The sequence below is a fragment of the Prochlorococcus sp. MIT 1323 genome, assembly GCF_047304905.1.
In the GTDB taxonomy this organism is placed as follows: domain Bacteria; phylum Cyanobacteriota; class Cyanobacteriia; order PCC-6307; family Cyanobiaceae; genus Prochlorococcus; species Prochlorococcus marinus_D.
This window is the reverse complement of sequence record NZ_CP138973.1, coordinates 1,761,797-1,786,819: the sequence shown is the minus strand read 5'-3', so window position 1 is coordinate 1,786,819 and position 25,023 is coordinate 1,761,797. Positions and strand designations below refer to the sequence as shown.

Genomic DNA, 25,023 nt, shown 5'->3' with positions numbered 1-25,023 from the left:
TCAACTCATCATCAACACCTTCATGATGACTGTCTTACCAAAAACCTTGCTGTTACTTGGCAGCGGAGAACTCGGCAAAGAAATAACAATCGCCGCTCAACGGTTGGGCTGCCATGTCATCGCCTGTGATCGATACTCCGGGGCCCCGGCCATGCAAGTAGCAGACCAAGCAGAGGTTCTGGACATGAACAATTCAGAAGCCCTCACAGCCATCATCAGGCATCACCAACCGGATGTAGTCATTCCAGAGATCGAAGCATTGGCAGTCAATGCACTGGCAGAGCTTGAAAACGAAGGAATCACAGTGATCCCTACGGCCCGAGCCACAGCCGTAACGATGAATCGCGATCGAATCAGAGATCTCGCCAGCGCTGAATTGGCTCTACTGACCCCAAAATTTGCTTATGCCGGCAGTGCCGAAGAACTCAAACATGCAGCTGAGCCCCTGGGCTGGCCAGTGGTGGTCAAACCAGTCATGAGCTCCTCCGGCAAAGGCCAAAGTGTGGTTAGCAATCCTGAAGGCCTTCGGCAAGCCTGGCAAGCCGCTATGGCAGGGTCCCGGGGTAACTCACCGCGAGTCATCGTGGAAGAGTTCCTTCACTTTGATCTCGAAATTACCTTGCTCACAATTCGCCAAGAGGATGGCTCCACCCTCTTCTGCGAACCAATCGGGCATGAACAAATTGGAGGAGATTATCAATGCAGCTGGCAACCAGCAGAACTCTCTACTGAACAACTCAAGCAAGCCCAATCAATGGCTCTGACTATTACCAAAAATCTTGATGGTGTGGGATTGTTCGGGGTGGAGTTCTTTCTTTGTGGCAATGAAGTGATTTTCTCGGAACTATCACCAAGACCACATGACACCGGACTTGTCACCCTTATCAGCCAAAACCTTAGTGAATTCGAACTACACCTGCGCGCAGTGCTGAACTTACCTATTCCTACTATTCAAACTGCAGATGCAGCAGCAAGCAGGGTAATCCTGGCAAAAGACAATCTCTCATCCATTTCCTACAAAGGAGTGGAGAAAGCCCTCTCAGAAATTGACACCCAGATATTGCTGTTCGGCAAACCCAATGCTCGACCAGGGCGTCGCATGGGGGTTGCTTTAGCCAAAGGCAAGTCTATGGAAGCAGTTCGCTCTAAAGCTGATCGAGCCGCCGCATCCATCCAGGTAATAAAGGGTAAGGGTGTCAGTTAAGACTTTAAGAAAAATCGATAGTGATTTAAGCCATCTAAAAGTCCAAACAAATGCGGGTTGTTAGCAAAAAACACTCGTTGCTGATGTCGCAAACCCTCCAGACAAGGATCATGCTCTGCAAGGACTACTGAAGCAGTCAATCCCCTTACCAATTCAGCATCACCTTGTTGACTGGCAACAACCAAAATCTGCTCAAGAGGTAATCCCCAACGAAGAGAGAGATAGCGAATGGCTTCGCTTCGGGAAGCCCGCAAAGGCACCACATCCAAAAACCAATGACAACGCAAATGAGGACGTGCCGCCTGACCCCTTTGCCTTAAACGCTGACGGACGAGTGGCAAAATCGCCTCACCATGCTCTTTCAATAGATAACTCACCTTGTGAGGACCCTGCTCCTGATCGTCCTGAAGGGTCAAATGGTCCTTGAGATCAGCTAAAGCAGACACCACTGCCTGTCGCCGCCAATCAACGTCGATATGGGCCTGCCAAAAGCGATCCGACTGATCCCCCAATCCGTAATGGATTTCAGTACCCGCGCGACTAATCCAAACCCGAGGAGAAGGAAGATGCAGCTCTGCATAACGCTTTTTTGCAGCCTGCACAGAACGACCCGTCAATACTCCCAGACCATGCGCATCACCAGAGCCAATGGATTCCAATCCCTCCCGCAGCGAAGCCAAACCCTCTGCCTCGGGTTCTTCCAAAGAACTATCAAGATCAAGCAACAACAAACTCTGCCCGAGTGGACTGCCCAGACACTCTTTATCTGTGGCCCAGATTCGTGGCTGAGACAATTCAAGACGTTGCTTCATCAATGCCAAGTAATGGCAAACATGAGCATCCCAACTGAAATGCCGACTGACCGCCTCAATCCCGTTATCACTCCAAAGACGCCACTGATCTGCGTCTGAACCAGCCTGCTCCATTACATCCTGAAGTGCCTCCAGATCAGTAACGTCAACCAACAAGCCGTTGTCACAACGAGCAAGGATGTCGCGTGGACCACCGTCATCAGTCGCCACCATCGGCAAACCACAGGCCGCCGCTTCAAGCAAAGTGAGCCCAAAGGGCTCGGTAAGCGCTGGATTCACAAACAAACCACGATGCAAGGCTGCCCATCGGTAAATCGCTGGGATCTGATCACGACGGTGCTGTTTGGGATAAGCCACCCGGCCATAGAGGTCGTAACGATCCACGAGATCAAAAACCTGCTGGAACACCTCCCGCTGTTGCTTCTCCAACTGACGAGGATCATCCCGACAGCCGAGTACAAGCACAAGATTATGCCGTTGACGCAACACAGGCGAGCGGCCGTAAGCCTCCACCAAAAAAGGAATATTCTTACGACGTACAGCTCTGGAAATGGCCAAAAGAGGAGGTAAAGAAGGTTTCCTCAAAAAGGGCGCGAGCAATCCATCAACAACATCCGTTTCACTAGAAGATTGGAGTGGATGGAAGCGAATGGAATCAACGCCGGGAGGCACCACCTCCGCTTGCTCCGGAACAAAACGCCCATAGCGAGCGTATTGATGATCAATTTCCTGGCGAGTACTCGTAATCACCAAACTGCAATGAGCAAGAGTCAACTCTTCAGCATCAATGCGTTGACCAATGGCATATGTTTGCTCGATCTGTTCATGGTCTCCACCAACTCCCAACAGACGCCGCAACTTTTCCCTGCCCAAGGAATGACCTGTAAACACCAAGGGAACACCCAGCCTGCGACTCACAAGGGCTCCCACATAGCCTGCATCGGCGTAATGAGCATGAATCCAATCAGGAAGATGTTCTTGCTGCTGGAGATGGCTAACGGTCTGATCCGCTAAATCATCCAAATAGGGCCAAAACAACTCCTTGCGCAAATATCGTCTTGGTCCAAAAGGCAGCCTGATGATCTTGGCCCCAGGAGCAATATCCTCAATGGGATTGGCATAGTCAGTAGAAACACGACGATCATGAATTAAGCGGGTAACCACCTCAACCTGCTCAATTTCCGAACGCGCTGCCAGGCCCCTGACAAGCTCGAGCACATAAAGAGCCTGGCCTCCTGTATCAGCATCGCGACCCAATTCCAAGTCGTGAGATCGAAACAGTCCATGAAGATGCAGATGAAGCAATCTCAAACCCATCTGATGCCTCCAAGGCGATCAACGAAACCATCCAAATGCGGATGGCCATAAAGAAATAATCAAGGAATTTCCATCCTCATAAGCCTAAAGAAAGGATAAGAACCAAACCTCCCAGCTCACTAGAAACGACAACAATATATTCCCTCTATGTGTTTTCTCTTTTAAACACAAAAATCCTAGAGCGAATCGTTGAGAAATACAAACCTCAAAGACAGAATAATGAAGCCTCTTGCTCGCAACAAGCCAGGCCAAAAAGCCTCAGCGATACAGGTTCAGAGCCGCATCAGTCACATCCACTAAAGGATGCACAGCATCACCCCAACCGCCGCCACTAAAGGTGACAACACCAGGATTTGCAAGCTGTTCATTAATCCAAGCAAGAATGAGGGGCGCCAAAGTGGCCGGCTGAAGCTGATTTGCAGGTGCCATCAAGTTGAAGTGACCACCATCTTGGGCAAGCACCAAGCGATGGCCAAACTCCAAAGCACCACTATCACGCATGGGCACCAGAGCCTCAGGCACCGGAGGCACGACCCAATCACGAGTGCCACTAACCAACAAAACCTTGGCTGTCAAAACTGAAGTTCTACTTGGATCAAATAGAAGACGTAACGGCGGACTCACCGCCACAACTGCCTTGACCCGTGAGTCTTCAACAGAAGACTCATTCATTTTGGAAAGCCAACTGCACTGCAGTATCCAGCTGATATTGCGCTCAGGGTCATCCTGGTTATGACAACGAGCAGAGAGCTTCACATCCGTTGAGCGTGCCCCAGCCAATTGAATCGCCGTAGTCGCCCCCCATGAATGACCAACAACAGCGACCTCATCTGTATTGAGGGAAAGTCTTGACAACAAACCACCTGACTCCACAGCAGAGAGCATCGCAGTCACATCCATCGCACGAAGACGCAACTCTTGAGGTCCCGGCGGAGGTTGATCACCCGCCAACATCGCCTTCTGCTGATCAGCATCACTGCCCTGATGCTCCGGGAGCAACACCGTATAACCGTTAGCAGAAAGATATTCAGCCCAACCCTGAAGATCTCTCGGAGACTCCCAAAGCCCATGTGAAATGACCACCAAGCGACCATTTGCACGAGACTTCGGTTGTATCACCACCACCCGTATCGGTTTCGAGCGATGGGAAGCCTGAAAATCAACTTGCTGACTTAACCACAACCCGGAAAGCGGCATGCGTAATCCAGTTTTAATCTGAACAGGAGCCTCTTTCTCCACAAGCAAATTTGCTGCTAGCTGATTACGTTGAAGCCGTGAGACATAGCTGGCCAATTTCGACAAGTTGATGGATGCAGCTTGACCAGGGATTTGTCGCAACAAACCAAGCACAGTTGGCTGACCACTCTTGGAAGCACGCGAAAGCGCCTCAAGCAACATCCTTCCACTGGTGTCTTGGGGCAACCCCTCAACTTGAACCAACTTGGTTACTACGATCAGAGCCTGCTCCAAAAGAGGCTTCCCGACAGACTTCTCAATCACCTTCTCAATCTGCGCTGGCAGGGGAGCGTTAAAGACCTGATTGAGAAGTCGCACAAAAGCACCATCCGTAGCCCGATCCAACTCCACAAAATCGGGATTGGCATCAATTAGATCGCCTGCGCTCTGAGCAGCGCCAAGCTCAAAATCAATCTGACTTTCCAGTACAGGCAGATCAAACACCAAGCGTTCAAGTGCAGGAGCAGAGCTTGGAAAAAGTCCAAGCCCCGCTCCAAAACTGATTGCAAACAGCCAAAGACGGGAATGAAAAAACATCATCAAGCTGCAACAGACACAGTCTCAGGAGGATGCTTCGCTAACACCTTCTTGAGATAATGCCCCGTATGGCTAGTGGGATGGGATGCAACCTGTTCTGGAGTCCCCGTGACCAGAAGATCGCCACCACAATCTCCTCCTTCAGGGCCAAGATCAATAATCCAATCAGAACAACGAATTACATCCAAGTTGTGTTCTATCACGATAATTGAATTGCCTTTATCAACAAGACGCTGCATAACATCCATCAACTTATGCACGTCGTAAAAACTGAGGCCAGTGGTTGGTTCATCAATCAAATAAAGGGTTTTGCCAGTAGCGCGCTTTGAGAGCTCGGTAGCAAGCTTCACACGTTGAGCTTCACCACCTGAAAGCGTGGGCGCAGGCTGACCTAACTTCACATATCCCAGTCCCACATCAACCAACGTGCGCAATCGATCAGCCGCCTGGGGAATAGCAGAAAAAACCTCTGCAGCCTGCTCAACCGTCATCTGCAAAACATCTGCAATGGTGTGGCCCTTGTAAGTGACCTGTAAGGTCTCCCGATTAAATCGAGCACCTTTGCAGACATCGCACTGAACATAAACATCTGGCAAAAAGTTCATTTCAATCACATTCACCCCTTGACCACGACAAGCCTCACAGCGACCACCTTTCACATTGAAACTAAACTGACCAACCTGATAACCACGAGCCTTTGCCTCAACGGAAGCAGCAAATACCTGACGAATCGGATCAAACGCACCGGTGTAGGTGGCTGGATTAGACCGCGGTGTACGGCCGATTGGAGACTGGTCAATCACGATCACCTTGTCGATCGCATTGACACCTCGCAACTCGCCCAAGCCTTGAGGGAAAGGCACCTTCAAACCCAAACTGTGATCTAAGGCAGGATGAAGCAACTCATTCACCAAAGTGCTCTTACCACTACCACTGACTCCTGTGACCGCAACAAGGCGCCCTAAAGGAAAATCTACGGTGAGATTTTTAAGATTATTGCGATCACAATCAATCAAACGAAGCCTGCGACTGCTTCCTTCTCTCCTCTCTCTAGGTGTAGGAATAGAGCGGCGGCCACTGAGATATGCACCTGTCAAAGATTCTTCAGCCATCAACAGATGATCCAAAGATCCTTCAACAACAATATGACCCCCATGCACCCCTGCCCCTGGACCAATATCGACAAGATGGTCAGCAGCGCGAATGGTGTCCTCATCGTGTTCTACCACCAATAAAGTGTTACCCAGATCCCTTAAACGTCTGAGCGTGGCTAACAGACGATCATTGTCCCGCTGATGCAAGCCAATGCTTGGTTCATCAAGCACATAAAGCACACCCGTCAGACCAGCACCGATCTGTGTCGCCAAACGAATCCTCTGAGCCTCACCGCCAGATAAGGTCATCGCGGGTCGATCCAAACTGAGATATTCGAGCCCAACATCAAGAAGAAAGCGAAGACGCATATGAATCTCACGCAAGACCAAATCACCGATCTGGATCTGACGTGAATTGAGCAAAGGCTCAGATCCATTAGCTGCTCCAACGCCCATCAGCTTTTCGATGCGTTCAAGAGTCAGCGCCACGCTGATAGAAGTGAGTTCAGTAATCCGATAAGGACCCACCTTCACCGCCAGGGCTTCGGGTCGGAGCCGCTGACCGCCACAGGCTTCACAAGGAACCAGCTCGAGGTACTTCTCCAACTTCTGGCGCTGGGCTTCTCCGCTGGCATCACGGAACTGCCGCTCAAGGATTGGAAGAATGCCCTCAAACGGGCGGGTGTACCCCCCTTTGCCCTTGCGATACCGGCTATCGGCCTGAATCAGAATCGGTTCGCGGCTTCCATTGAGCAGCACATCCCACTGTTCGTCCGTGAGCTCATTCCATGGGGTCTTGATCTCAAAGCCAAAGGCTTCACCCACTGAATAGAGCAGAGAGAAGTAATAGCTGTTGTCTTTTTCCGCCCAAGGAGCAACAGCGGCGTACACCGGCTGGGATGGATCCGGAATCACCCGGTCCACGGTGAATTTGCGCAGATGGCCAATGCCATGGCAAGCCTCACAGGCGCCATAGGGACTGTTGAAGGAAAACAGCCGTGGCGACAGTTCCTCCATCACAGCGCCGTGCACCGGGCAGGCAAAGTTCTCGGAATAGAGACGCTCCCGCTCAACGCCGTCGGGAAGTTCCTCACCCTTCTTAGGCACCACCTCCACCAGCGCCAAACCATCGCCGCGTTTGAGGGCCGTGCGGAGGGAATCGGTCAGCCGTTCCTGGATCCCCTCACGAGCGACAAGACGATCGACCACCACTTCGATGTTGTGGCTGTGGTTCTTGTCCAGCTCAATGTTGTCGGCCAGCTCGCGCACCTCACCGTTGATGCGCACCCGGGCGAAACCCTCTGCTGCCAGGCCACTGATCAGCTTGGTGTGGGTGCCCTTCTTGCCGCGCACCACCGGCGCCAACAACTGATAACGGGTCCCCTCCGGCAAAAGAAGGATCTGATCGACCATCTCGTCGATGCTCTGCGGCTTAATCGAGCGGCCACATTTGGGGCAGTGGGGTTCGCCAGCGCGACCGAACAGCAAACGGAGGTAATCCTGAATCTCCGTGACGGTGCCCACCGTCGACCGCGGGTTGTGACTGGTGGATTTCTGGTCGATCGAGATCGCCGGCGAGAGACCCTCGATCGCATCTACATCGGGCTTGTCCACCTGCCCCAAGAACTGCCGGGCATAGGCCGACAGACTTTCGACATAGCGGCGTTGTCCCTCCGCAAAGATCGTGTCGAAGGCCAGCGAACTCTTGCCGCTGCCACTGACTCCGGTGAACACCACCAGCTTGTTGCGGGGGATGGTGACGTCGACATTATTGAGATTGTGCTGCCGGGCACCCCTCACGCGAATCACGTCGTCCTGAGTCGCCAGCGAGCCAGCTGAATCAGCGATCTTGGCAGCAGCTCGCGCCATCAGGACCCGTTGGAAAGCTCAAGAGCTTAGGAAGAACCGAAGCCTTCAAGCTGTGCGCTGGTCCAGCAGGCTCGCTGCATAGGCATCAGCCTGATTACCACCAGCGAGGTCAGCTAGCTCCTGGCGGCGTTCCTGAGTGTCCCGCAGTCGGGACACTCGCGAATGGGTCACGCCGTCCTGCACATGCTTACTTACCCGGAAATGGTGATCGGCCACGGCCGCCACGAGCGGTTGGTGGGTGACGCAAAACACCTGGCGTTGACGCGCCAGGGTCTGAAGAAGATCCGCCATCGCTCCACTAACGCGTCCACTGACGCCGGCATCAATCTCATCAAACAACAGCGTGCTGGACCCATCCACCGCGGCAAGAGTGGTCTTGAGCGCCAGGAGAAAACGGGACATCTCACCGCCGGACGCCACCTCCGTCAACGGTGCCATCGGTTGGCCGGGATTGGCGGAAAACAGGAATTGCACAGCATCCGCACCATGGTCAGAGGGATCACAGGGGGTGAGATCCACCTTGAAACGCACGTTGGCCAGGCCCATAGGGGGCAACAGCTCAAGCAACGACGCCTCGAGAGCCTCCGCTGCATTGAAACGCTCGCGATGCAACGCCGCATTGGCTTGATCACGACTCTGGCGTCGGTCGTTCTCGTCCTGATGCAGGCGGGCGAGATCAACCGCGAATCCTTCAGCCCCCAGACGATGAAGCAAGTCATCGCGACGCAGAATCAAACCGGCCAGATCAAGGCCATAGCGGCGCTGCAGGCGTTTTAGAATAGACAGGCGGTCTTGGATCCGTTCCAAATGATCTGGATCGCTCTCGAGCGCCAGACCGTATTGATCTAGGGAGCGCAACAAGGCGTCAACACCGGCCCCGAGATCCAGAGCCTGATCCCGCAGCGGCTCCAGGGAACCATCCAACTGGGCCATGGCCTGCAGCTCCTGGATGGACGCCGAGAAGTGATCCTGCAAAGAGGGCCCCTGATCCGCACCATCGCGGAGACGCCCAAACAACAAGGCCAGACCCTCGAGAAGCCTCACGCCATGAACGAGGCGATCCTGATCCTGCTCTAGCCGCTGCTGCTCGTCTGGATCCTCGAGATCAGCAGCTTGAAGCTGCTCCAACTGCTGCTCCTGTTCAGCCCGCTCCTGTTCGAAACGCTGCTGTTCCTGCTCGAGAGCCATCAGGGCATCTGCAGCAACGCGCCAGTCCGTCCAGGCATCAGCAACCTGTGCCTTGACCTCTGCCAGCGAAGAACCACCGAGACGGTCCAGCCATAACCGTTGCTGCCCCGCACGCGACAACAACTGGATCTGGCCCTGAACAGTGAGATCAATCAGCATCGGTCTGAGCTCAAGCAACTGCTGACGATTCACCGTGCTGCCGTTCAGCCGGCAGCGACTAGAAAAGCGATCACCCTCCTGCCGTTTCCATTCACGGCTGATCAAGAGCTCCTCTTCAGGGTCAAACTCCGCCTCGATCAACCACTGTTCAAGCGCAGGGCTGAGTTGAAACGCAGCTTCGATCCTGGCTCGATCAGAACCAGCGCGTAGCAAACGAACGCCGCTGGCCCCCTGCGCTCCACCCAGCACCGCATCGAGGGCATCGAGAAGAATCGACTTGCCTGCGCCGGTCTCGCCGGTGAGCACCGTAAAGCCGGAGCTGAACTCCAGTTCAAGACTCTCGATCAGAGCTATGTTCTGCAGCAGCAGACCGGTGAGCACGTCCAGCCCTGTGATGATTCCGACCGTAGCGGCAGCACGGTTCGTTTAGAAGGGGTGAATGATCAAGACCCCACTCAGGATGGAAACAGAACTCGGGGATTTCATCGAGGCGGCAGGCCTACTTGAATACGACCCTGCTGCAATTACCAGAATTTATGCCGGCCATCCACAGCGCCTTTTGCGCCGACTCTGGCAAACACTTCTACCAATTGGTCTCTTCCTGATTGGCTTAGCAGGGGACAAAGTTTTTGGCTTACTGAACGATGCAAATCGTGCTCGTTCCCGAGCACGAGAATTCGCGGAACTCTTAGTAGAGCTTGGCCCTGCTTTCATTAAGGCTGGACAAGCTCTTTCCAGTCGACCAGACCTGGTACCACCAGTTCTACTGGAAGAACTTTCACAACTACAAGACCAATTGCCAGGCTTCGACAGTGTCATGGCTATGGCCTGCATAGAAGAAGACCTTGAAACACCAATCGAAGAAATCTACGAACAACTCGACAAAGAACCCATCTCTGCCGCCTCTTTAGGACAGGTCCACCGAGGCGTACTCAAAGGAGGTCAACAGGTGGCCGTCAAGGTACAACGACCAGGACTTCGTGAACAAATCACCCTTGATCTCTACATCGTACGGAACATTGCCGCATGGCTAAAAAGCAATGTGAGATTGATACGTAGTGATCTTGTGGCACTGATTGATGAGCTAGGCCGAAGAGTATTTGAAGAGATGGATTACCTTAATGAAGCTGCCAATGCAGAGCGTTTCCGCACTCTTCACAGCCATAATCAACGCATCGCTGTACCAATAATCTATCGACAGGCTACTAGCCGTAGAGTACTTACAATGGAATGGATTGATGGAGTAAAACTCACTAATCTAAAGGCAGTGAGAGAGCTAGGAATCGATCCCAATAATATGGTAGAAGTCGGAGTTAACTGCAGCTTGCAACAGTTGTTGGAACACGGGTTTTTCCACGCTGATCCACATCCTGGTAACCTTCTGGCTATGGCCGATGGGCGGCTCTGCTACCTCGATTTCGGAATGATGAGTGAGGTGAGCCGAGAATCACGTACAGGCTTAATTGAAGCAGTAGTACATCTGGTAAACCGTAATTTCAACAACCTTTCACGAGACTTTGTAAAACTCGGTTTTCTAGCAGAAGATGTCAATCTCGAACCAATTGTACCTGCGTTTGAAAGTGTCTTCAGCCAAGCTCTAGAGATGGGTGTAAGTCGCCTTGATTTCAAAAGCGTAACTGATGACCTCTCTGGCGTAATGTACAAGTTCCCTTTCAAAGTACCTCCATACTACGCATTAATTATTCGTTCACTAATAACCCTTGAAGGCATCGCATTAAGTGTAGATTCAGAATTCAAAATTCTTGGTGCCGCTTATCCTTACTTCGCTCGGCGACTCATGGAAGATCCAGACCCTCAATTACGCCAAAGCCTCAAAGAAATGCTATTTGACGGGGAAATCTTCCGCTGGACTCGACTAGAAAACCTGGTAGCAAGTGCTGCAAGCCAAGCCCAGCTCGACTTGGACAGCTTAATTGATCAGGTCATCGATTTCCTCTTCTCAATCAACGGTGGTCTCTTGAGAGAACAACTTGTTGAAGCACTAATCAACCGCCTTGACGCCTTTGGCTGGCAAACATTTCAACGTCTGGGTCGTAACCTACCGCGATCCTTGCAACCTCCACTTATAGCCATTGGTTCGGAGTCTGAAAATTCTGACGATGGTTCATTGCTTGATTTAGAACCAATTCGACAACTGATCGTTATCTTGCAAAACCTGCCAGGCTTCACTCCTGAACTAGTCCTCAGCCGCCTACCAAGACTGATCCGCGAACCTGATACCCACAAAATGGGTATAAAAGTTGCGCAGGGTCTCGCCGAACGTGGTGTTGTCCGTCTTGTCAAGGTAGCAGCAGGAGTTTCACCCTAAATTCTGTGACTAAAGGGTTCACTAATGAATCAATCCAAAAAACATTCTTACCGATCTCTGATGGCTCTCTGCCTAGGTTTGGAATTAAGTCTGTTTTCAACGATACCGAAAGCAGAAGCAGCCAAAGAAGTGGCCTTAGTGAGTGGTGCCTTCCGCCGCTCAATCTCAGTGTCAGATTTGGAATATCTAGCAAAAACAGGAAAAGCCAGAGGCCTGTTAAAAGATGCCCTGAAATTCAGTCGACAAAACCCAGAAAGTGTTTCCAAGCTCCTCAATAAAAAGCTAGAACTTCCTATAGGGCTTACCAGTCGATTAATGACCACCCGCATTGGCAACGTAATCATCAACCGCATATCCAAAATCATCTACCCTCTCAACGTGCCAAACCCTTCGGTAAGTGTTCCAGCATTCAGAGCTGGAGTAATCAATGGCATGCAAATAGGGAAGGGCGGTCTTAATGCCATCCACTTTCTAAAAGCCTATCCCAACCAAACAATGACAGTAAACCTACCGGCTCTGTTTGGAATCATGCAAAAAGCTGAGTCAATCGCTGGTTTGGTGAAATTCTTTTCCGATTCGCCACTAGACGGCCTTAAGGAATCTAAGCCTTAAGGCTTAGATTCCTACTAAACACTGCTCTCTTGCTCTCTATTGGTGTCCCTCAGCCAGAACCTCCCTCAAGCTATCTCCACAACCCCTGTGATGCAGGATTGGCCTGGCCTAATAGAAGCGTATAGATCCTGGTTACCGGTAAGCGATACCACACCTGTCGTGACGCTCAAAGAAGGGGCGACGCCATTGATCCCTGTCACCTCCATAGCTGAACAGATTGGCAGGGGAGTCAAGGTGTACGTGAAATACGACGGCCTCAACCCCACAGGGTCCTTTAAGGACCGAGGCATGACGATGGCGATCAGCAAGGCCAAAGAAGCTAATTGTGAAGGAGTCATATGTGCCAGTACAGGCAACACATCTGCTGCTGCTGCTGCATATGCAAGACGCGCTGGCATGCGTGCTTTTGTATTAATTCCAGACGGTTATGTAGCGCAAGGAAAGTTAGCTCAAGCTTTAGTTTATGGCGCCGAGGTGCTGGCAATTCGAGGCAATTTTGATCGTGCTCTCGACATCGTTCAAGAAATGGCCTTGAAATACCCAGTAACACTAGTGAATTCCGTCAACCCATACAGGCTTCAAGGTCAAAAAACTGCAGCCTTTGAAATTGTTGATGCTCTCGGAGAAGCGCCGGAATGGCTTTGCATCCCAATGGGTAATGCAGGCAATATCACTGCGTATTGGATGGGTTTTCAAGAGTACAAACAAGCCGGAAAATGTCAACTTCTACCACAAATGATGGGATTCCAAGCAAGTGGCTCTGCTCCATTAGTTTTCAATAAAACCGTAAACAATCCAAATACAATTGCAACGGCAATTAGAATAGGGAATCCAGTCAACAAAGAAAAAGCCATTGCCGCAAAATCAAGCAGCAATGGAGCCTTTCTTGATGTTTCAGATGAAAAAATAATAGAAGCTTACAAATTGCTTGGTCGCGAGGAAGGCATTTTCTGTGAACCTGCAAGTGCTGCTTCTGTAGCAGGATTATTAAAACGTGCTTCTGAAGTCCCTTCAGGGGCAACTGTTGTATGTGTCCTTACTGGCAACGGTTTAAAAGATCCAGATTGTGCCATCAATAACAACGATGCAACATTTCATGCAGATCTAAATCCAGATCTAACCACTGTAGCTCGTGTCATGGGTTTTTAAGGATCAAACAACCATTAGCATCTCGAATGGACTATCTATAATCTGACTGTGGAAATCATGCTCAAATTATTATTGAAACTGGGGAAAAGGCCGCAAAACCCAACCATTTAAAAAACTCATCCTTTTCCCCAATTGATTAAAATGTGGAAAGAACGACATCTCTCCACATGTCCAACTATCCTTTCCACAAGTCTATAGCCATTAGACCCCAGTCGCCATAAAGGATTTGTACAATTTTCCACGATTTCCTCAAGCCCTACTACTACGGTTCTTTTAATTTCTTTTAATAATTAAATTAATAAAGACGGGAGGTTATGAATGAGAATGATCTGCCATTGCACTTCTTGCTGGCTTGTGAAATTCTGGGAGACCTCTTCAGCGTTCTTGTTCTAGTCGTGACATTGATTCAATGAAACTCGTTTGTTCACAGGCTGAACTCAATACAGCACTGCAGCTCGTTAGCAGAGCCGTGGCTTCACGACCCACTCATCCAGTGCTAGCCAACGTCCTTCTCACTGCTGATGCTGGCACTGATCGTCTCAGCCTCACGGGTTTTGATCTGAGCCTTGGTATTCAAACGGCATTGACTGCCTCGGTGGAATCGAGTGGTGCGATTACTTTGCCTGCGCGTCTATTAGGGGAAATTGTTTCAAGGCTTTCAAGTGATTCACCTATCACTTTGGCCACTGATGAGGCTGGTGAACAGGTTGAACTCAAAAGTTCAAGCGGGAGTTATCAGATGCGTGGGATGTCTGCTGATGATTTTCCTGAATTACCTCTTGTTGAAAGTGGTAAGGCTGTCAAGGTTAATGCGACGGCTCTTTTGAAAGCTCTTCGAGGAACTCTTTTTGCTAGCAGTGCAGATGAAGCCAAACAGTTACTAACAGGAGTTCATCTGCATTTTGATGGTAAAGCGATGGAAGCAGCGGCAACTGATGGTCACCGCCTTGCCGTTTTAAGCTTGGCAGATGCCTTAGCTGTTGAGACTACGGTCTCATCTGAGATGGATGATGAAGGTGAGAATTTTTCCGTAACGCTTCCTTCTCGCTCTCTGCGGGAAGTAGAGCGTTTGATCCCTGGATGGCGTGGTGATGATCAAGTGAGTTTGTTTTGTGATAAAGGTCAGGTGGTGTTTTTAGCTGCTGATCAAGTCGTAACTAGTCGAACATTAGACGGTACCTATCCTAATTATCGTCAGTTAATTCCTGATGGTTTTGCTCGGAGTTTCGATGTTGATCGGCGTGCTTTTATTGCAGCTTTAGAACGAATAGCTGTATTAGCTGATCAACATAACAATGTTGTAAAGGTTAGTGGTGACAATACTTCTGAGCTTCTACAAATTAGTGCTGATGCTCAGGATGTAGGCAGTGGTTCTGAATCGCTATCGGCTGAATTTACTGGGGATGCTGTTCAGATTGCTTTTAATGTTCGTTATGTACTAGATGGTTTGAAGGTGATGGATAGTGACCGTATTGTACTGCGCTGTAATGCTCCAACTACACCTGCAATTATTTCGCCAAAGGATGATGATATTGGTTTTACATATTTGGTGATGCCAGTACAAATTCGTTCTTGAACTTTGAATCTTCCTGATCAGATTTTATTGAGTGATTTGTTGCATCATCGTGTACGTTGTGATCAGGGGTTAGATCACGGCCCTGGTGTAATGCCTTGGATGCATCCTCCTGTTCATCGTTTACTTGGTTGGGTTAGTCGTCCATCAGCACTTCGAGTGTCGAGGGATGTTTGGCGTTTGGATCAGTCCCGTGCGATTAATGAGCAAGAAGTTTTTGTTAAAGGGCAACCGGCTGTTTCTGATCAGATCACGCTTGAGCGTCTTCCGACTTTGTTAGATGCTGATTTGTTGGATCGCGATGGGCACCGCCTCGGTTTGGTTGCTGATTTTGTTTTTAATCCCACAACAGGGAAAATCCTTCATTATTTGGTCTCTCGCAGTGATCCTCGGCTTCCAGGCAGTAGTCGATGGCGATTAACAACTGATCGCATTGTTGATCAGCAACCAGGAATGGTTGCTACTGCTTTGCGTGGTTTAGATGATCTTCCCTTGGTTCATTCCAGTGTTCGTCAGGGTTTAATCAAGCGTTCCCGTCATTGGCGTGATCAACTTCACAAGATGGGTGACCGGGCCAGTGATCGTTTGGAAGGCTGGTTGGAGGATCCTCCCTGGGATGAACCAGTTGAGCGTTCTTGGAAGTCTTCTGATATGGCTGAAATGGATCCCTTAGAAGGTTGGGATGATCAACAGACTGACAATTTTTCCCAATCAACTGAAGAATTACGTCGCCGCCGCCGTCCGGACGGTAGAGGCGATGGTCAGAATGATCCTTGGGTTTGAGCTTTATAAGCAAAACTGGGAAGAGATGAGTTAGATCTCGTGTGTCAGGGCCCCGATTTGAGAGTTGACTATGACGTGGCTGCGGCTTTACGTCATGAAGGTCTTAAACCACATGATTATGACGAAATTTGTCGTCGTCTCCAACGTGCACCTAACCGAGTTGAGCTGGGAATGTTTGGTGTGATGTGGTCTGAACACTGTTGTTATCGCAATTCAAGGCCTTTGCTCAGCAGCTTTCCTACAAGTGGTCATCGGATTTTGGTTGGTCCTGGAGAAAATGCTGGTGTAGTGGATTTAGGAGATGGTCAGAGCTTGGCTTTCAAAATCGAAAGCCACAATCATCCTTCTGCATTGGAACCTTTTCAAGGAGCTGCTACAGGTGTTGGCGGAATCTTGAGAGATATTTTTACTATGGGTGCAAGGCCTATTGCGCTCCTTAATGCTTTACGTTTTGGACCTCTTGAAGATGAACGTAATGTTGGTCTTATGGAGGGGGTCGTTGAAGGTATTGCTCATTACGGCAATTGCGTGGGAGTTCCTACCGTTGGTGGTGAGGTGGCGTTTGATTCCAGTTATTCCGGTAACCCGTTAGTTAATGCAATGGCTCTTGGGCTGATGGAAACAGACGAGATTGTTTGTTCTGGGGCTCATGGTGTTGGTTATCCGGTGATTTATGTCGGTAGTACAACTGGTCGTGATGGTATGGGTGGTGCCAGTTTTGCTAGTGCAGAGCTCACAAAAGCTTCTCTGGATGATCGTCCTGCGGTTCAGGTTGGTGATCCATTTTTGGAAAAAGGTTTAATCGAAGCTTGTCTTGAAGCTTTTAAGAGTGGCGATGTTGTTGCTGCTCAGGACATGGGTGCGGCTGGTCTTACTTGTAGCTGTTCGGAGATGGCTGCTAAGGGTGGTCTTGGTATTGAACTCGATCTTGATCGAGTTCCTGCTCGTGAGCTTGGGATGACTCCATATGAGTTTTTACTTTCGGAATCTCAAGAGAGAATGCTTTTTGTGGTGAAGCCTGGACAAGAGCAATCTTTGATGGAGAGATTTATCCGTTGGGGGTTGCAAGCAGCAATTGTTGGTTGCGTTCTTGAAGAGAAGGTGGTTCGTGTTTTGCAAAAAGGTGAAGTTGTTGCTGAGGTGCCTGCTAATGCATTAGCTGATGACACTCCAATTGATCGACATGAATTAGTGAGTGATCCTCCGTTAGAGATTCAGGCCAAATGGGACTGGCAGGAGAATCTATTACCAGTTGTTGGTTTAAAAGGGATCAATTTAAATTCACAATCTCATTTTTGTAGTAATCTTTCATGGGATGAAATTCTTCTAAAGTTACTTGATGACCCTACGATTGCTTCAAAACGTTGGGTTTATCGTCAATATGACCATCAGGTTCAAGCCAATACAGTTTCAGCCCCAGGAGTTTCTGATGCTGCTGTTGTGAGATTACGTCCACAGCAAGGTAAAGGCTCTGTAGATGAGGTAAACCGGGGAGTTGCGGCAGTTGTTGATTGTCCTAATCGATGGGTTTTTCTTGATCCAGAACGTGGTGCTATGGCCGCTGTAGCAGAAGCGGCCAGAAATCTTAGTTGTGTTGGTGCGGAGCCTTTGGCTGTCACAGATAATCTCAATTTTCCTTCTCCGGAAACGCCTACTGGGTATTGGCAATTGGCTTTAGCTTGTCGTGGTCTTTCTAAGGCTTGCAAGACTTTTTCAACACCAGTAACTGGAGGTAATGTTTCTCTATATAATGAGACTCGCTTAGCTGATGGAAAAATACAACCTATTCACCCAACACCAGTTGTTGGAATGGTTGGTTTAGTTCATAATCTTGCAAATGTGTGTGGTCAGGCTTGGCTTGAGCCTGGTGATTTGATTTGGCTTTTAGGCGTGCCTATCGATACAACAGTTGCGGTTGATCCTCGCGTTAGCCTTGCGGGTAGTAGTTATCTTGAATGTATTCATGGTTTAGTTACTGGTAGGCCTCCGGAGATTGATCTGAAACTTGAGTGTTTAGTTCAATCTTTCCTACGCAATTCTATTACTGAGGGATTTGTTCGCTCTGCTCATGATTTAAGTGATGGAGGTCTTGCAGTTGCAGTTGCTGAGTGTTGTATCGCTGCAAATTTGGGTGCACATCTTGAGTTACCATCCAGCGATGCTCGATTGGATCGCTTGTTATTTGCTGAAGGTGGTTCACGCATCTTGGTGAGTGTTCCATCCACGCAGGCTGTTGCCTGGCAAAAGGTTTTAAATCAGGCAAAGACCAGATCCCCTGGCGCAGTGTTTGATCAGTACCTTGGTGTTGTTACGGCTGATGAGGAGTTGTTGATCACTCAGGCTGGCAATCGCTTGGTTCAGCTTCCTTTGAATCAGCTGAGGGAGTGCTTTGAGCAGGCAATACCTCGTCGTATGGGCTTGGATTTCTCTTCAAGCGTCTGAGTTGAGCTTTGGTGCAAAATGTCTTCCTTGGCTTATGCATTTGAGGAGTTGAGCTTCACATGTGCGGCATTGTTGGCATTGTTTCTACTGCGCTGGTCAATCAGCAGATTTATGACAGCTTGCTGCTTCTACAGCACCGGGGTCAGGACTCTACTGGCATAGCCACCATGGATGGCAGTGTTTTTCACTTGCATAAGGCAAGGGGGCAAGTGCGGGAGGCCTATCGCACACGTGATATGCGTTCCTTAATCGGTAATATTGGTCTTGGTCATGTCAGATATGCAACAAAGGGTGCAGCTGAGCGGGAAGAAGAAGCACAACCATTTTATGTGAATGCTCCTTACGGAATCATTCTTATTCATAACGGTAACCTTACCAATACTCGAGAGCTTGATCGCGACTTGTTCAATATTGATCGTCGCCACACAAATTCAAAGAGTGATACGGAGATGTTGCTTAATGTTCTAGCTACTGAATTGCAATTGAAAATTTATGGTAGTGATCTTACTCCAGATCAGGTATTTGATGCTGTTACGTCTGTGCATCAACGAGTAGAAGGTTCTTATACATCTATTGCTTTGATTGCAGGGCACGGTCTTCTTGCCTTTCGTGATCCGTTTGGGATTAGGCCATTGGTACTTGGTAAACGTAAGTCTTTAGAAGGTGCTGATGAGTGGATTGTGGCTAGTGAGTCATTGGTATTAGAGAATGGTGATTATGAGATTGTTAGGGATGTTGATCCTGGTGAGGCGATTTTCATTACTCAAAATGGCGAGCTTTATTCACGTCAGTGTGCGAAGAATCCGCGTCTTGTGCCATGTTCATTTGAGTATGTTTATCTTGCTCGTCCTGATTCAGTGATGAGTGGAATCTCGGTTTACGAGGCTCGATTAAGGATGGGGGATCGACTTGCAGAAACTATTGCAAAGTACACGCCATCTGGAGATATAGATGTTGTGATGCCAATTCCTGACTCTTCACGGCCTGCTGCTATGCAAGTGGCTAGACAGCTCGGGATTGAATATCGTGAGGGCTTTTTTAAAAATCGTTATGTAGGCCGTACATTTATCATGCCTGGACAAGCTCAACGTAAGAAATCTGTTAGACAAAAGTTAAATGCTATGGGAACAGAATTTAAAGGTAAGAATGTTTTAATTGTGGATGATTCAATTGTACGTGGTACGACTTCGAAGGAGATAGTACAAATGGCTCGAGTTGCTGGTGCGAATAAAGTCACGTTTACTTCTGCAGCACCACCAGTGCGACATTCACATGTTTATGGCATAAATATGCCAAATCGGCATGAGCTGATTGCTTATAATCGCACTATTCCTGAAATCTCTTCCGAACTTTCAACTGATCACATGGTCTATCAAGAGGTCGCTGATCTAGAAGCAGCAATTGTTGAAGGTTCGGGTGTTTCTGAACTTGAGCTTTCTTGTTTTACCGGAGAGTATATTACAGGGACAGTTACTCCTGAATATCTCGATTGGATAGAACGCACACAATTGTCTTAATAAGGGTAATTGTCAAGGCCTTAGGTGTTAAAGGTTTAATCTATAATATTATTAGTCGTGATTAGTGGCACGAGGTTTTGAATTTCTTCGTTGTCTTTTAATTCGACGATATTTAGACTTGGTTTGATTGGTATGGTCAGTTCCAGCTTTCCAGCTTCGATACGGCCATGGCGACCTTGGCTACTGACTAGGCCGACCAACCTATTGCCATTAGAGATGTCAACTACTCGATCTTGATCTCGGCTTGAATCTTTTATTGTTAACCCAATTTCGCCTAAATCTCCTCTCTGGCAGACTCTTATCGAAGAGACTAATAGTTTGGCGAATTTACCTAGGCGTGTGGCAAGTAATACAGTGCTTTCACAGTTTGGTGGACAAGAAATTGCTCCAACGACCATTTCTTCTGGTAATAGTCGCATTGTCATAGGCCCCTGAGCTAATTTTCCCATCAATGGCATGCTGTCGTTGTTAACATTAATTCTGATTACTCTTCCCATGTTACTTGCTAAAATGACATCGTCATTTGCTTTGCAAATGAATGCTGATTTTAATACAACACCATCTTTTAATTTAACAATGGTTGCTGCTCTTCCGGAAAGTTCCATCACTTCTTCTATGGGTAATCGTTTGAAGCGTCCATCGCTGCTCAGTAGACCTAGGCTTAGGTTTTGATCTACGGGCAAGGGGAAAATGTTGATCAATGTTTCTTTTTCTAATCCTCCTGGTAGGAAGCGTTCCAGCGATCCGGGTTGTTGCCCTGCAAATTCCCAGCGGACTAGAGCTACTCGACCATTGTTTGTCACCGCAAGTAGACGTGGGGCTGGTTCAATTGGCAAGATCAATCTGGCTGGCGAGGGTCCATCGCCGAGTTTGCAGGCTTCGTTGAGGTGAAGTCGACCGAGGATTTGTGGGCTCATTACCTTGACCTGGCTGTCTTGTTGAATGAGTATTCGTCCATCACTTGGCAGCGCGGATAGTGCTTGTTGTCGTTGAACTTCAGCATTCGGTCTTTGGTTTGCCGCTCGCTCAGCGACCAGATCATCGCCACCCTCTACAAGGCGAGTTCGGCGGGGGTTGTTAAAGCGTTTTTTGAGCTGTCGAAGTTCTTGAATGAGTACTTCCAGCATGCTTTCTCGATTTTCGAGAAGGAATTGAAGTTGTTCTTGTTTTCCTTGTAGTTCTTTGGCTTCTTGCCTCAAACTGCTTTGTTCCAGACTTGTAAGTCGTCTTAGTGGCATTGCCAGAACAGCGTCGGCTTGCTTTTCATTTAGATCTAATTGCACCATCAGACGGGCTCTTGCAGCAGCAGCATCGGCAGCTTCTTGGATCATTGCAATGACAGCTTGTAGTGCGTTCAATGCTGTGATCAATCCTTCCACCACTTCCAGGCGAGTTTTTGTTTTTCCTAGGGCATGGTTGGTTCTTCGGATAACTGTGAGTTCTCGGTACTCGAGAAAGGTTTGTAGCAATTTCCTCAGTGAAAGTTGTTGGGGTTGGCCGTTAACAAGAGCCAGAAGAATTGCACCGAAATTGCTTTGTAGGGAGGTGCGTCGATGCAGATCGCCGAGAACATTCTCTGGGTTGGCATCTCGGCGCAGTTCCACCACTATCCTCATTCCTTCTCGGTCGCTTTCGTCGCGAATATCGGCAATGCCACCGATTTTTCCATTGTTAACAAGATCTGCCAGTTTTTCGATCCAGCCAGCTTTGCTGAGTTGATAGGGCAATTCAGTGACTACAACAGCACTTCGGCGGTGCCGACCCTTTCCAGGTTGTATTTCTTCGACATGGGCCACGCCACGCATTGGGATGCTGCCGCGTCCTTTGAGGTAAGTCTCACGGATGCCAGTGCCCAGCAGGATCTCTCCACCAGTTGGAAAGTCTGGGCCAGGAATTAGACCAAGTAATTTGTCGTCACTGAGATCGGGCTTGCGTATCAGGGCAATCAATCCATCGACCACTTCGCCAAGGTTGTGTGGTGGAATGCTGGTCGCCATACCCACGGCGATTCCCGAACAACCATTTAGTAGTAGGAAGGGAAGTTGGGCTGGCAGTACTGAGGGTTCCTGTTGGGAGCCATCAAAATTCGCAGTAAAATCAACTGTTTCCTCGCCGATTTCATCCAACAACGCCATATGGGCGATTGAAGCCAGACGCGTTTCTGTGTAACGCATGGCCGCAGGCGGATCGTCATCAACGGAGCCGAAGTTGCCGTGTCCATCCAATACTGGGAAACGGCTTGAAAAGTTCTGAACGAGTCGAACGAGTGCGTCGTAAACGGCTTGATCGCCATGAGGGTGATATTTCCCTAGGACATCTCCAACAACACGGGCGCATTTTCTATAGGGACGATCTGGCGTCAGGCCTAGCTCGTGCATTGCAAATAGGATGCGCCGCTGAACTGGCTTGAGGCCATCCCGGGCATCGGGCAATGCTCTTCCTACGATTACGCTCATCGCGTATTCGAGATAGGAGCGTTGCATCTCTTGATGCAATGCGATTGGTTGAAGGCGCTCCTCGGCCATCCAGATTTGGGATTAGAGGGCTTAAAGCGCTCAGCCTACAGATCTACTTAGCGGATACCCGCATTGTTGATCAGTGCCTATTGGTTTGTATCAGCGTTGGCTTCAGCTCGTTCCACAGCTGATCGTAGATTTGGGTTTGTCAGTAAATGACTAGTGGCTTGGCGAAGGCGATCTCCCCAGAGCTGCTCTTTCTGGTGTCTTGGTAAGACGTAATTTGGATTTTCTGCAAGGGCTTGGTTGGCAAGTGCGAGTGCTTCTGTGCTGCCAGGGTTGATTTGATTTAAAGCAGCCGCAAGGGCAAGCATTGGTTCAGCATTGCGTTTGATTTGTAGTACACGCCGCCAGCGTTTGATGGCAGCTTTGATTTTGCCCATTTCAAACAACACGAGTCCTTGGTTGTTAACGGCTTCCCAGAATGTTGGCTGCAAGCCGGATGCCTTTTCAAAAGCCTCGAGAGCGATCTGAAGATTGGCTTGCATCACTCTTGCGTTGCCTAAATCAAAGTAAGCACCAGCATTGTCTGGGTCGAGTTCGAGACCTTGGATGAGGAGGCTCACGGCGTCTGCAGGCCGGTTATCTCTCAGGGCAAGGGAAGCTTCAGCGAACCAAAGGCCTGCTTTCTTGGGGTTGAGTTGCTTTGCTCGCGCTAAAGAATGGCTTGCAGCATCAAGTTGATCGCTGCGTAGTTGGGCTTCTGCAAAAATTGACCAGAGACGCTCATCTTCTGGTTGCAGTCGGACAGCAAGTGCTGCCAAGAGCGCGGCCTCTTTTGGTTGACCCAGTTGCAGCAATTGGGCGGCTGTGCGTCCAATGCCGAGGCTGGCTCCTTTTAATTCAAGAGGACTTGGCTCGTAGATGTAGGGAATGAGGGCATGAGTAGGAGGTGTTGCCACAATTGTGGTGATGAGCCCTAGAACAGCTCCTCTGAGCCAGCCGTTAAGCGGTTTATATCGCAGCTGGTTCAGTTTCATTCCATGGATTTAGTTCTTTTGCAGCGTAGGAGGTTTGTTGGTTTGCGTTGAGGCTGCATTTCGACGCCACATCCATGGTTTGATTCTTTTCAGAGCAGATCCGCGTAACTGTTCACTCCAAGTTGTATCGCTCCATGAGAGGGCCTGATTGCGCGTCAGCTTGAGTAACCAATCTCGAGGCTGTACATCAGGATCATTGCTATGGGGAAGAGATTGTTGATTCCATGGGCAGATGTCTTGACAGATGTCACATCCGGCGACCCAATCCCCCAAGGACCTCACAATGTTTTCTGGTAAGTCAGGGTTGCGGTTTTCGATTGTGTGGTAGGCCAGGCATCGACGTGAATCGATCACAAAGGGTTCGGTGATGGCTTCGGTGGGACACATCTCCAGACAGGATTGGCATTTGCCGCACAGGGACTTGGCGGGTTGGTCTGGGGTGAGTGGTTCGGTGCAAAGAAGATGACCCAGCACCATCCATGAACCTCGCTGGGTATTGATCAGGTTGCTGTGCTTGCCGATCCAACCGAGACCGGCCTCTTCTGCCCAGGCTTTGTCGAGTAATGGAGCGGTATCTACGCAGATTTTCCAGCGGCAGTTAGGTCGCTGTTGTTCAAGCCAGCGACCTACTCTTCGGAGCCTTTGCTTGATCACTCGGTGATAGTCCCGTCCCCAGGCATAGCGAGCAACTAATAATTTGCCTGGAGCTCTTTCTACATTTACGAAGTAGTTCAGACCTACCGCCAGCAGGCTTGTCATCCCTTCGAGTAGTTGGTCCGCCTGTTGCCTTTGCGATGAGGCCATCCATGCCATGTCGGCCTGATGACCGGCTTTTAGCCAGCGCTGTAGAGCAGCGGAGCGAAGTTGTAGTCGGTCACTACCAGGGAACCTGGCAATTCCTACAGGATCAAAACCTTGTTTGTTTGCTTGCTCTTTGAGCTCATGGCTGAGTTGATCTTGCGTGGCGCAGATTTTCACAACCATCAACCGTACACTTGATTACCTTTTGGCATCGTGCCTTGCCTGCTTCTGAGTTGGGATCAAGTTCAGCCGGTCGTTTAACTCCGTTGATGCGCTGGCTCGGACTCACTCTCGTGATTTTGCTGCTTTTGCAGATGGTTGTCTTGCTTGGAGCAAGCGATTGGGCTTCGGCGGAGTTTCAGCAAGTGATGGTTCAGCGTTTGGTTACGCTTTCTCCGATGGGATTTATAGGTCTGTTGCTGATGTTGATCAGTTCCAGGCTGGATCATCCAGGCAAAGCAAAACTGCCGATTCGCTGGCTGATTTGTGTTTTTTCTAGTCTTTTTGCTATTGCCATGATCGCAGTGATTCCAATGGCGATTTCTGGTAATCAGACCCTCGCTGGACAGGCAAATCAAACTTTGAAGCAAAGGCGAGATCAGCTTGAGGAAGCCCGTAGACAGGCTCAGAACCCTGAAGCTCTCAAGGTCCTTGGTGATCAGCTTGCACAAGCTGGTCAGTTGCCTGCTACTGCAACTGATGAAGATCAGCAAAAGGCAGCCAATGATTTCGTCGCTGGTCAATTAACTCAGATGGATCAGCAGATCCAGCAAATGGAGCGGCAGCGCAATCTTGCAGTGAATCAGCGTCGTTTTGGTGGCACCCTTAGTGCTGTTGTGCTTGCAGTGGCTTTTGTGTTGCTGGCGCTCACAGCCGTGCTTTAAAAACTCGGCAGAAGTCAGACA

The 25,023-nt window shown here is 49.4% G+C and carries 16 protein-coding genes; 9 read left to right on the top strand and 7 right to left on the bottom strand.

What is annotated here, in order from left to right:
* The first annotated feature begins 25 nt into the window (after positions 1–25).
* Positions 26–1,204: a formate-dependent phosphoribosylglycinamide formyltransferase gene (purT, locus tag SIB68_RS08700; protein ID WP_063400035.1), complete on the top strand. Its 1,179-nt coding sequence runs from the start codon at positions 26–28 to the stop codon at positions 1,202–1,204.
* Here purT and SIB68_RS08695 read toward each other — a convergent pair.
* The 4 genes from SIB68_RS08695 to recN all read right to left on the bottom strand — a co-directional run bounded on the left by SIB68_RS08695 (position 1,201) and on the right by recN (position 9,797).
* Complete coding sequence (locus SIB68_RS08695; RefSeq protein ID WP_063399929.1) at positions 1,201–3,333, bottom strand: HAD family hydrolase; 2,133 nt, start codon at positions 3,331–3,333, stop codon at positions 1,201–1,203. The genes purT and SIB68_RS08695 overlap by 4 nt on opposite strands.
* A gap of 258 nt (positions 3,334–3,591) precedes the next feature.
* Positions 3,592–5,109: an alpha/beta hydrolase family protein gene (locus SIB68_RS08690; RefSeq protein ID WP_063399927.1), complete on the bottom strand. Its 1,518-nt coding sequence runs from the start codon at positions 5,107–5,109 to the stop codon at positions 3,592–3,594.
* A complete protein-coding gene (gene uvrA / locus SIB68_RS08685) occupies positions 5,109–8,069 on the bottom strand; it encodes an excinuclease ABC subunit UvrA (protein WP_063399925.1) in 2,961 nt (986 codons plus the stop codon). The genes SIB68_RS08690 and uvrA overlap by 1 nt, the downstream gene beginning before the upstream one ends.
* 45 nt (positions 8,070–8,114) lie before the next feature.
* A complete protein-coding gene (gene recN, locus SIB68_RS08680; RefSeq protein WP_063399923.1) occupies positions 8,115–9,797 on the bottom strand; it encodes a DNA repair protein RecN in 1,683 nt (560 codons plus the stop codon).
* A gap of 58 nt (positions 9,798–9,855) precedes the next feature.
* Between recN and SIB68_RS08675 the strand changes: the two genes are divergently transcribed.
* The 7 genes from SIB68_RS08675 to purF all read left to right on the top strand — a co-directional run bounded on the left by SIB68_RS08675 (position 9,856) and on the right by purF (position 19,821).
* On the top strand, positions 9,856–11,745 hold the full coding sequence (locus SIB68_RS08675) for an ABC1 kinase family protein (RefSeq protein ID WP_236068892.1): 1,890 nt from the start codon (positions 9,856–9,858) through the stop codon (positions 11,743–11,745).
* A gap of 24 nt (positions 11,746–11,769) precedes the next feature.
* Positions 11,770–12,357, top strand: coding sequence for an alpha/beta hydrolase (locus SIB68_RS08670; RefSeq protein ID WP_063399919.1), 588 nt, complete (start codon positions 11,770–11,772; stop codon positions 12,355–12,357).
* 90 nt (positions 12,358–12,447) lie between these two features.
* A complete protein-coding gene (gene thrC / locus SIB68_RS08665) occupies positions 12,448–13,506 on the top strand; it encodes a threonine synthase (RefSeq protein WP_063399917.1) in 1,059 nt (352 codons plus the stop codon).
* Between the two features lie 409 nt (positions 13,507–13,915).
* Entirely contained in the window at positions 13,916–15,082 is a 1,167-nt protein-coding gene (dnaN, locus tag SIB68_RS08660; RefSeq protein WP_063399915.1) for a DNA polymerase III subunit beta, read from the top strand.
* 3 nt (positions 15,083–15,085) lie between these two features.
* A complete protein-coding gene (locus SIB68_RS08655; protein WP_063399913.1) occupies positions 15,086–15,862 on the top strand; it encodes a hypothetical protein in 777 nt (258 codons plus the stop codon).
* A gap of 57 nt (positions 15,863–15,919) precedes the next feature.
* A complete protein-coding gene (purL, locus tag SIB68_RS08650; RefSeq protein ID WP_063400034.1) occupies positions 15,920–18,304 on the top strand; it encodes a phosphoribosylformylglycinamidine synthase subunit PurL in 2,385 nt (794 codons plus the stop codon).
* 59 nt (positions 18,305–18,363) lie between these two features.
* Positions 18,364–19,821 (top strand): amidophosphoribosyltransferase, encoded by a 1,458-nt coding sequence (gene purF, locus SIB68_RS08645; RefSeq protein WP_063399911.1) that lies wholly within the window; start codon positions 18,364–18,366, stop codon positions 19,819–19,821.
* A 35-nt stretch (positions 19,822–19,856) separates the two neighbouring features.
* Here purF and SIB68_RS08640 read toward each other — a convergent pair whose 3' ends face one another.
* From SIB68_RS08640 to queG, 3 genes are all read right to left on the bottom strand, one after another.
* The gene (locus SIB68_RS08640) at positions 19,857–22,346 is read right to left on the bottom strand and encodes a DNA topoisomerase (ATP-hydrolyzing) subunit A (protein ID WP_063399909.1); all 2,490 of its coding nucleotides are present in this window, start codon (positions 22,344–22,346) and stop codon (positions 19,857–19,859) included.
* 77 nt (positions 22,347–22,423) lie between these two features.
* A complete protein-coding gene (locus tag SIB68_RS08635; protein WP_063399907.1) occupies positions 22,424–23,317 on the bottom strand; it encodes a tetratricopeptide repeat protein in 894 nt (297 codons plus the stop codon).
* A 9-nt stretch (positions 23,318–23,326) separates the two neighbouring features.
* Positions 23,327–24,301, bottom strand: a complete 975-nt coding sequence (gene queG / locus SIB68_RS08630) for a tRNA epoxyqueuosine(34) reductase QueG (RefSeq protein ID WP_063399905.1) — start codon at positions 24,299–24,301, stop codon at positions 23,327–23,329.
* 86 nt (positions 24,302–24,387) lie between these two features.
* Here queG and SIB68_RS08625 point away from each other — a divergent pair, with 86 nt between their 5' ends.
* Positions 24,388–25,002: an HpsJ family protein gene (locus SIB68_RS08625; RefSeq protein ID WP_063400033.1), complete on the top strand. Its 615-nt coding sequence runs from the start codon at positions 24,388–24,390 to the stop codon at positions 25,000–25,002.
* Positions 25,003–25,023 lie beyond the last annotated feature (21 nt).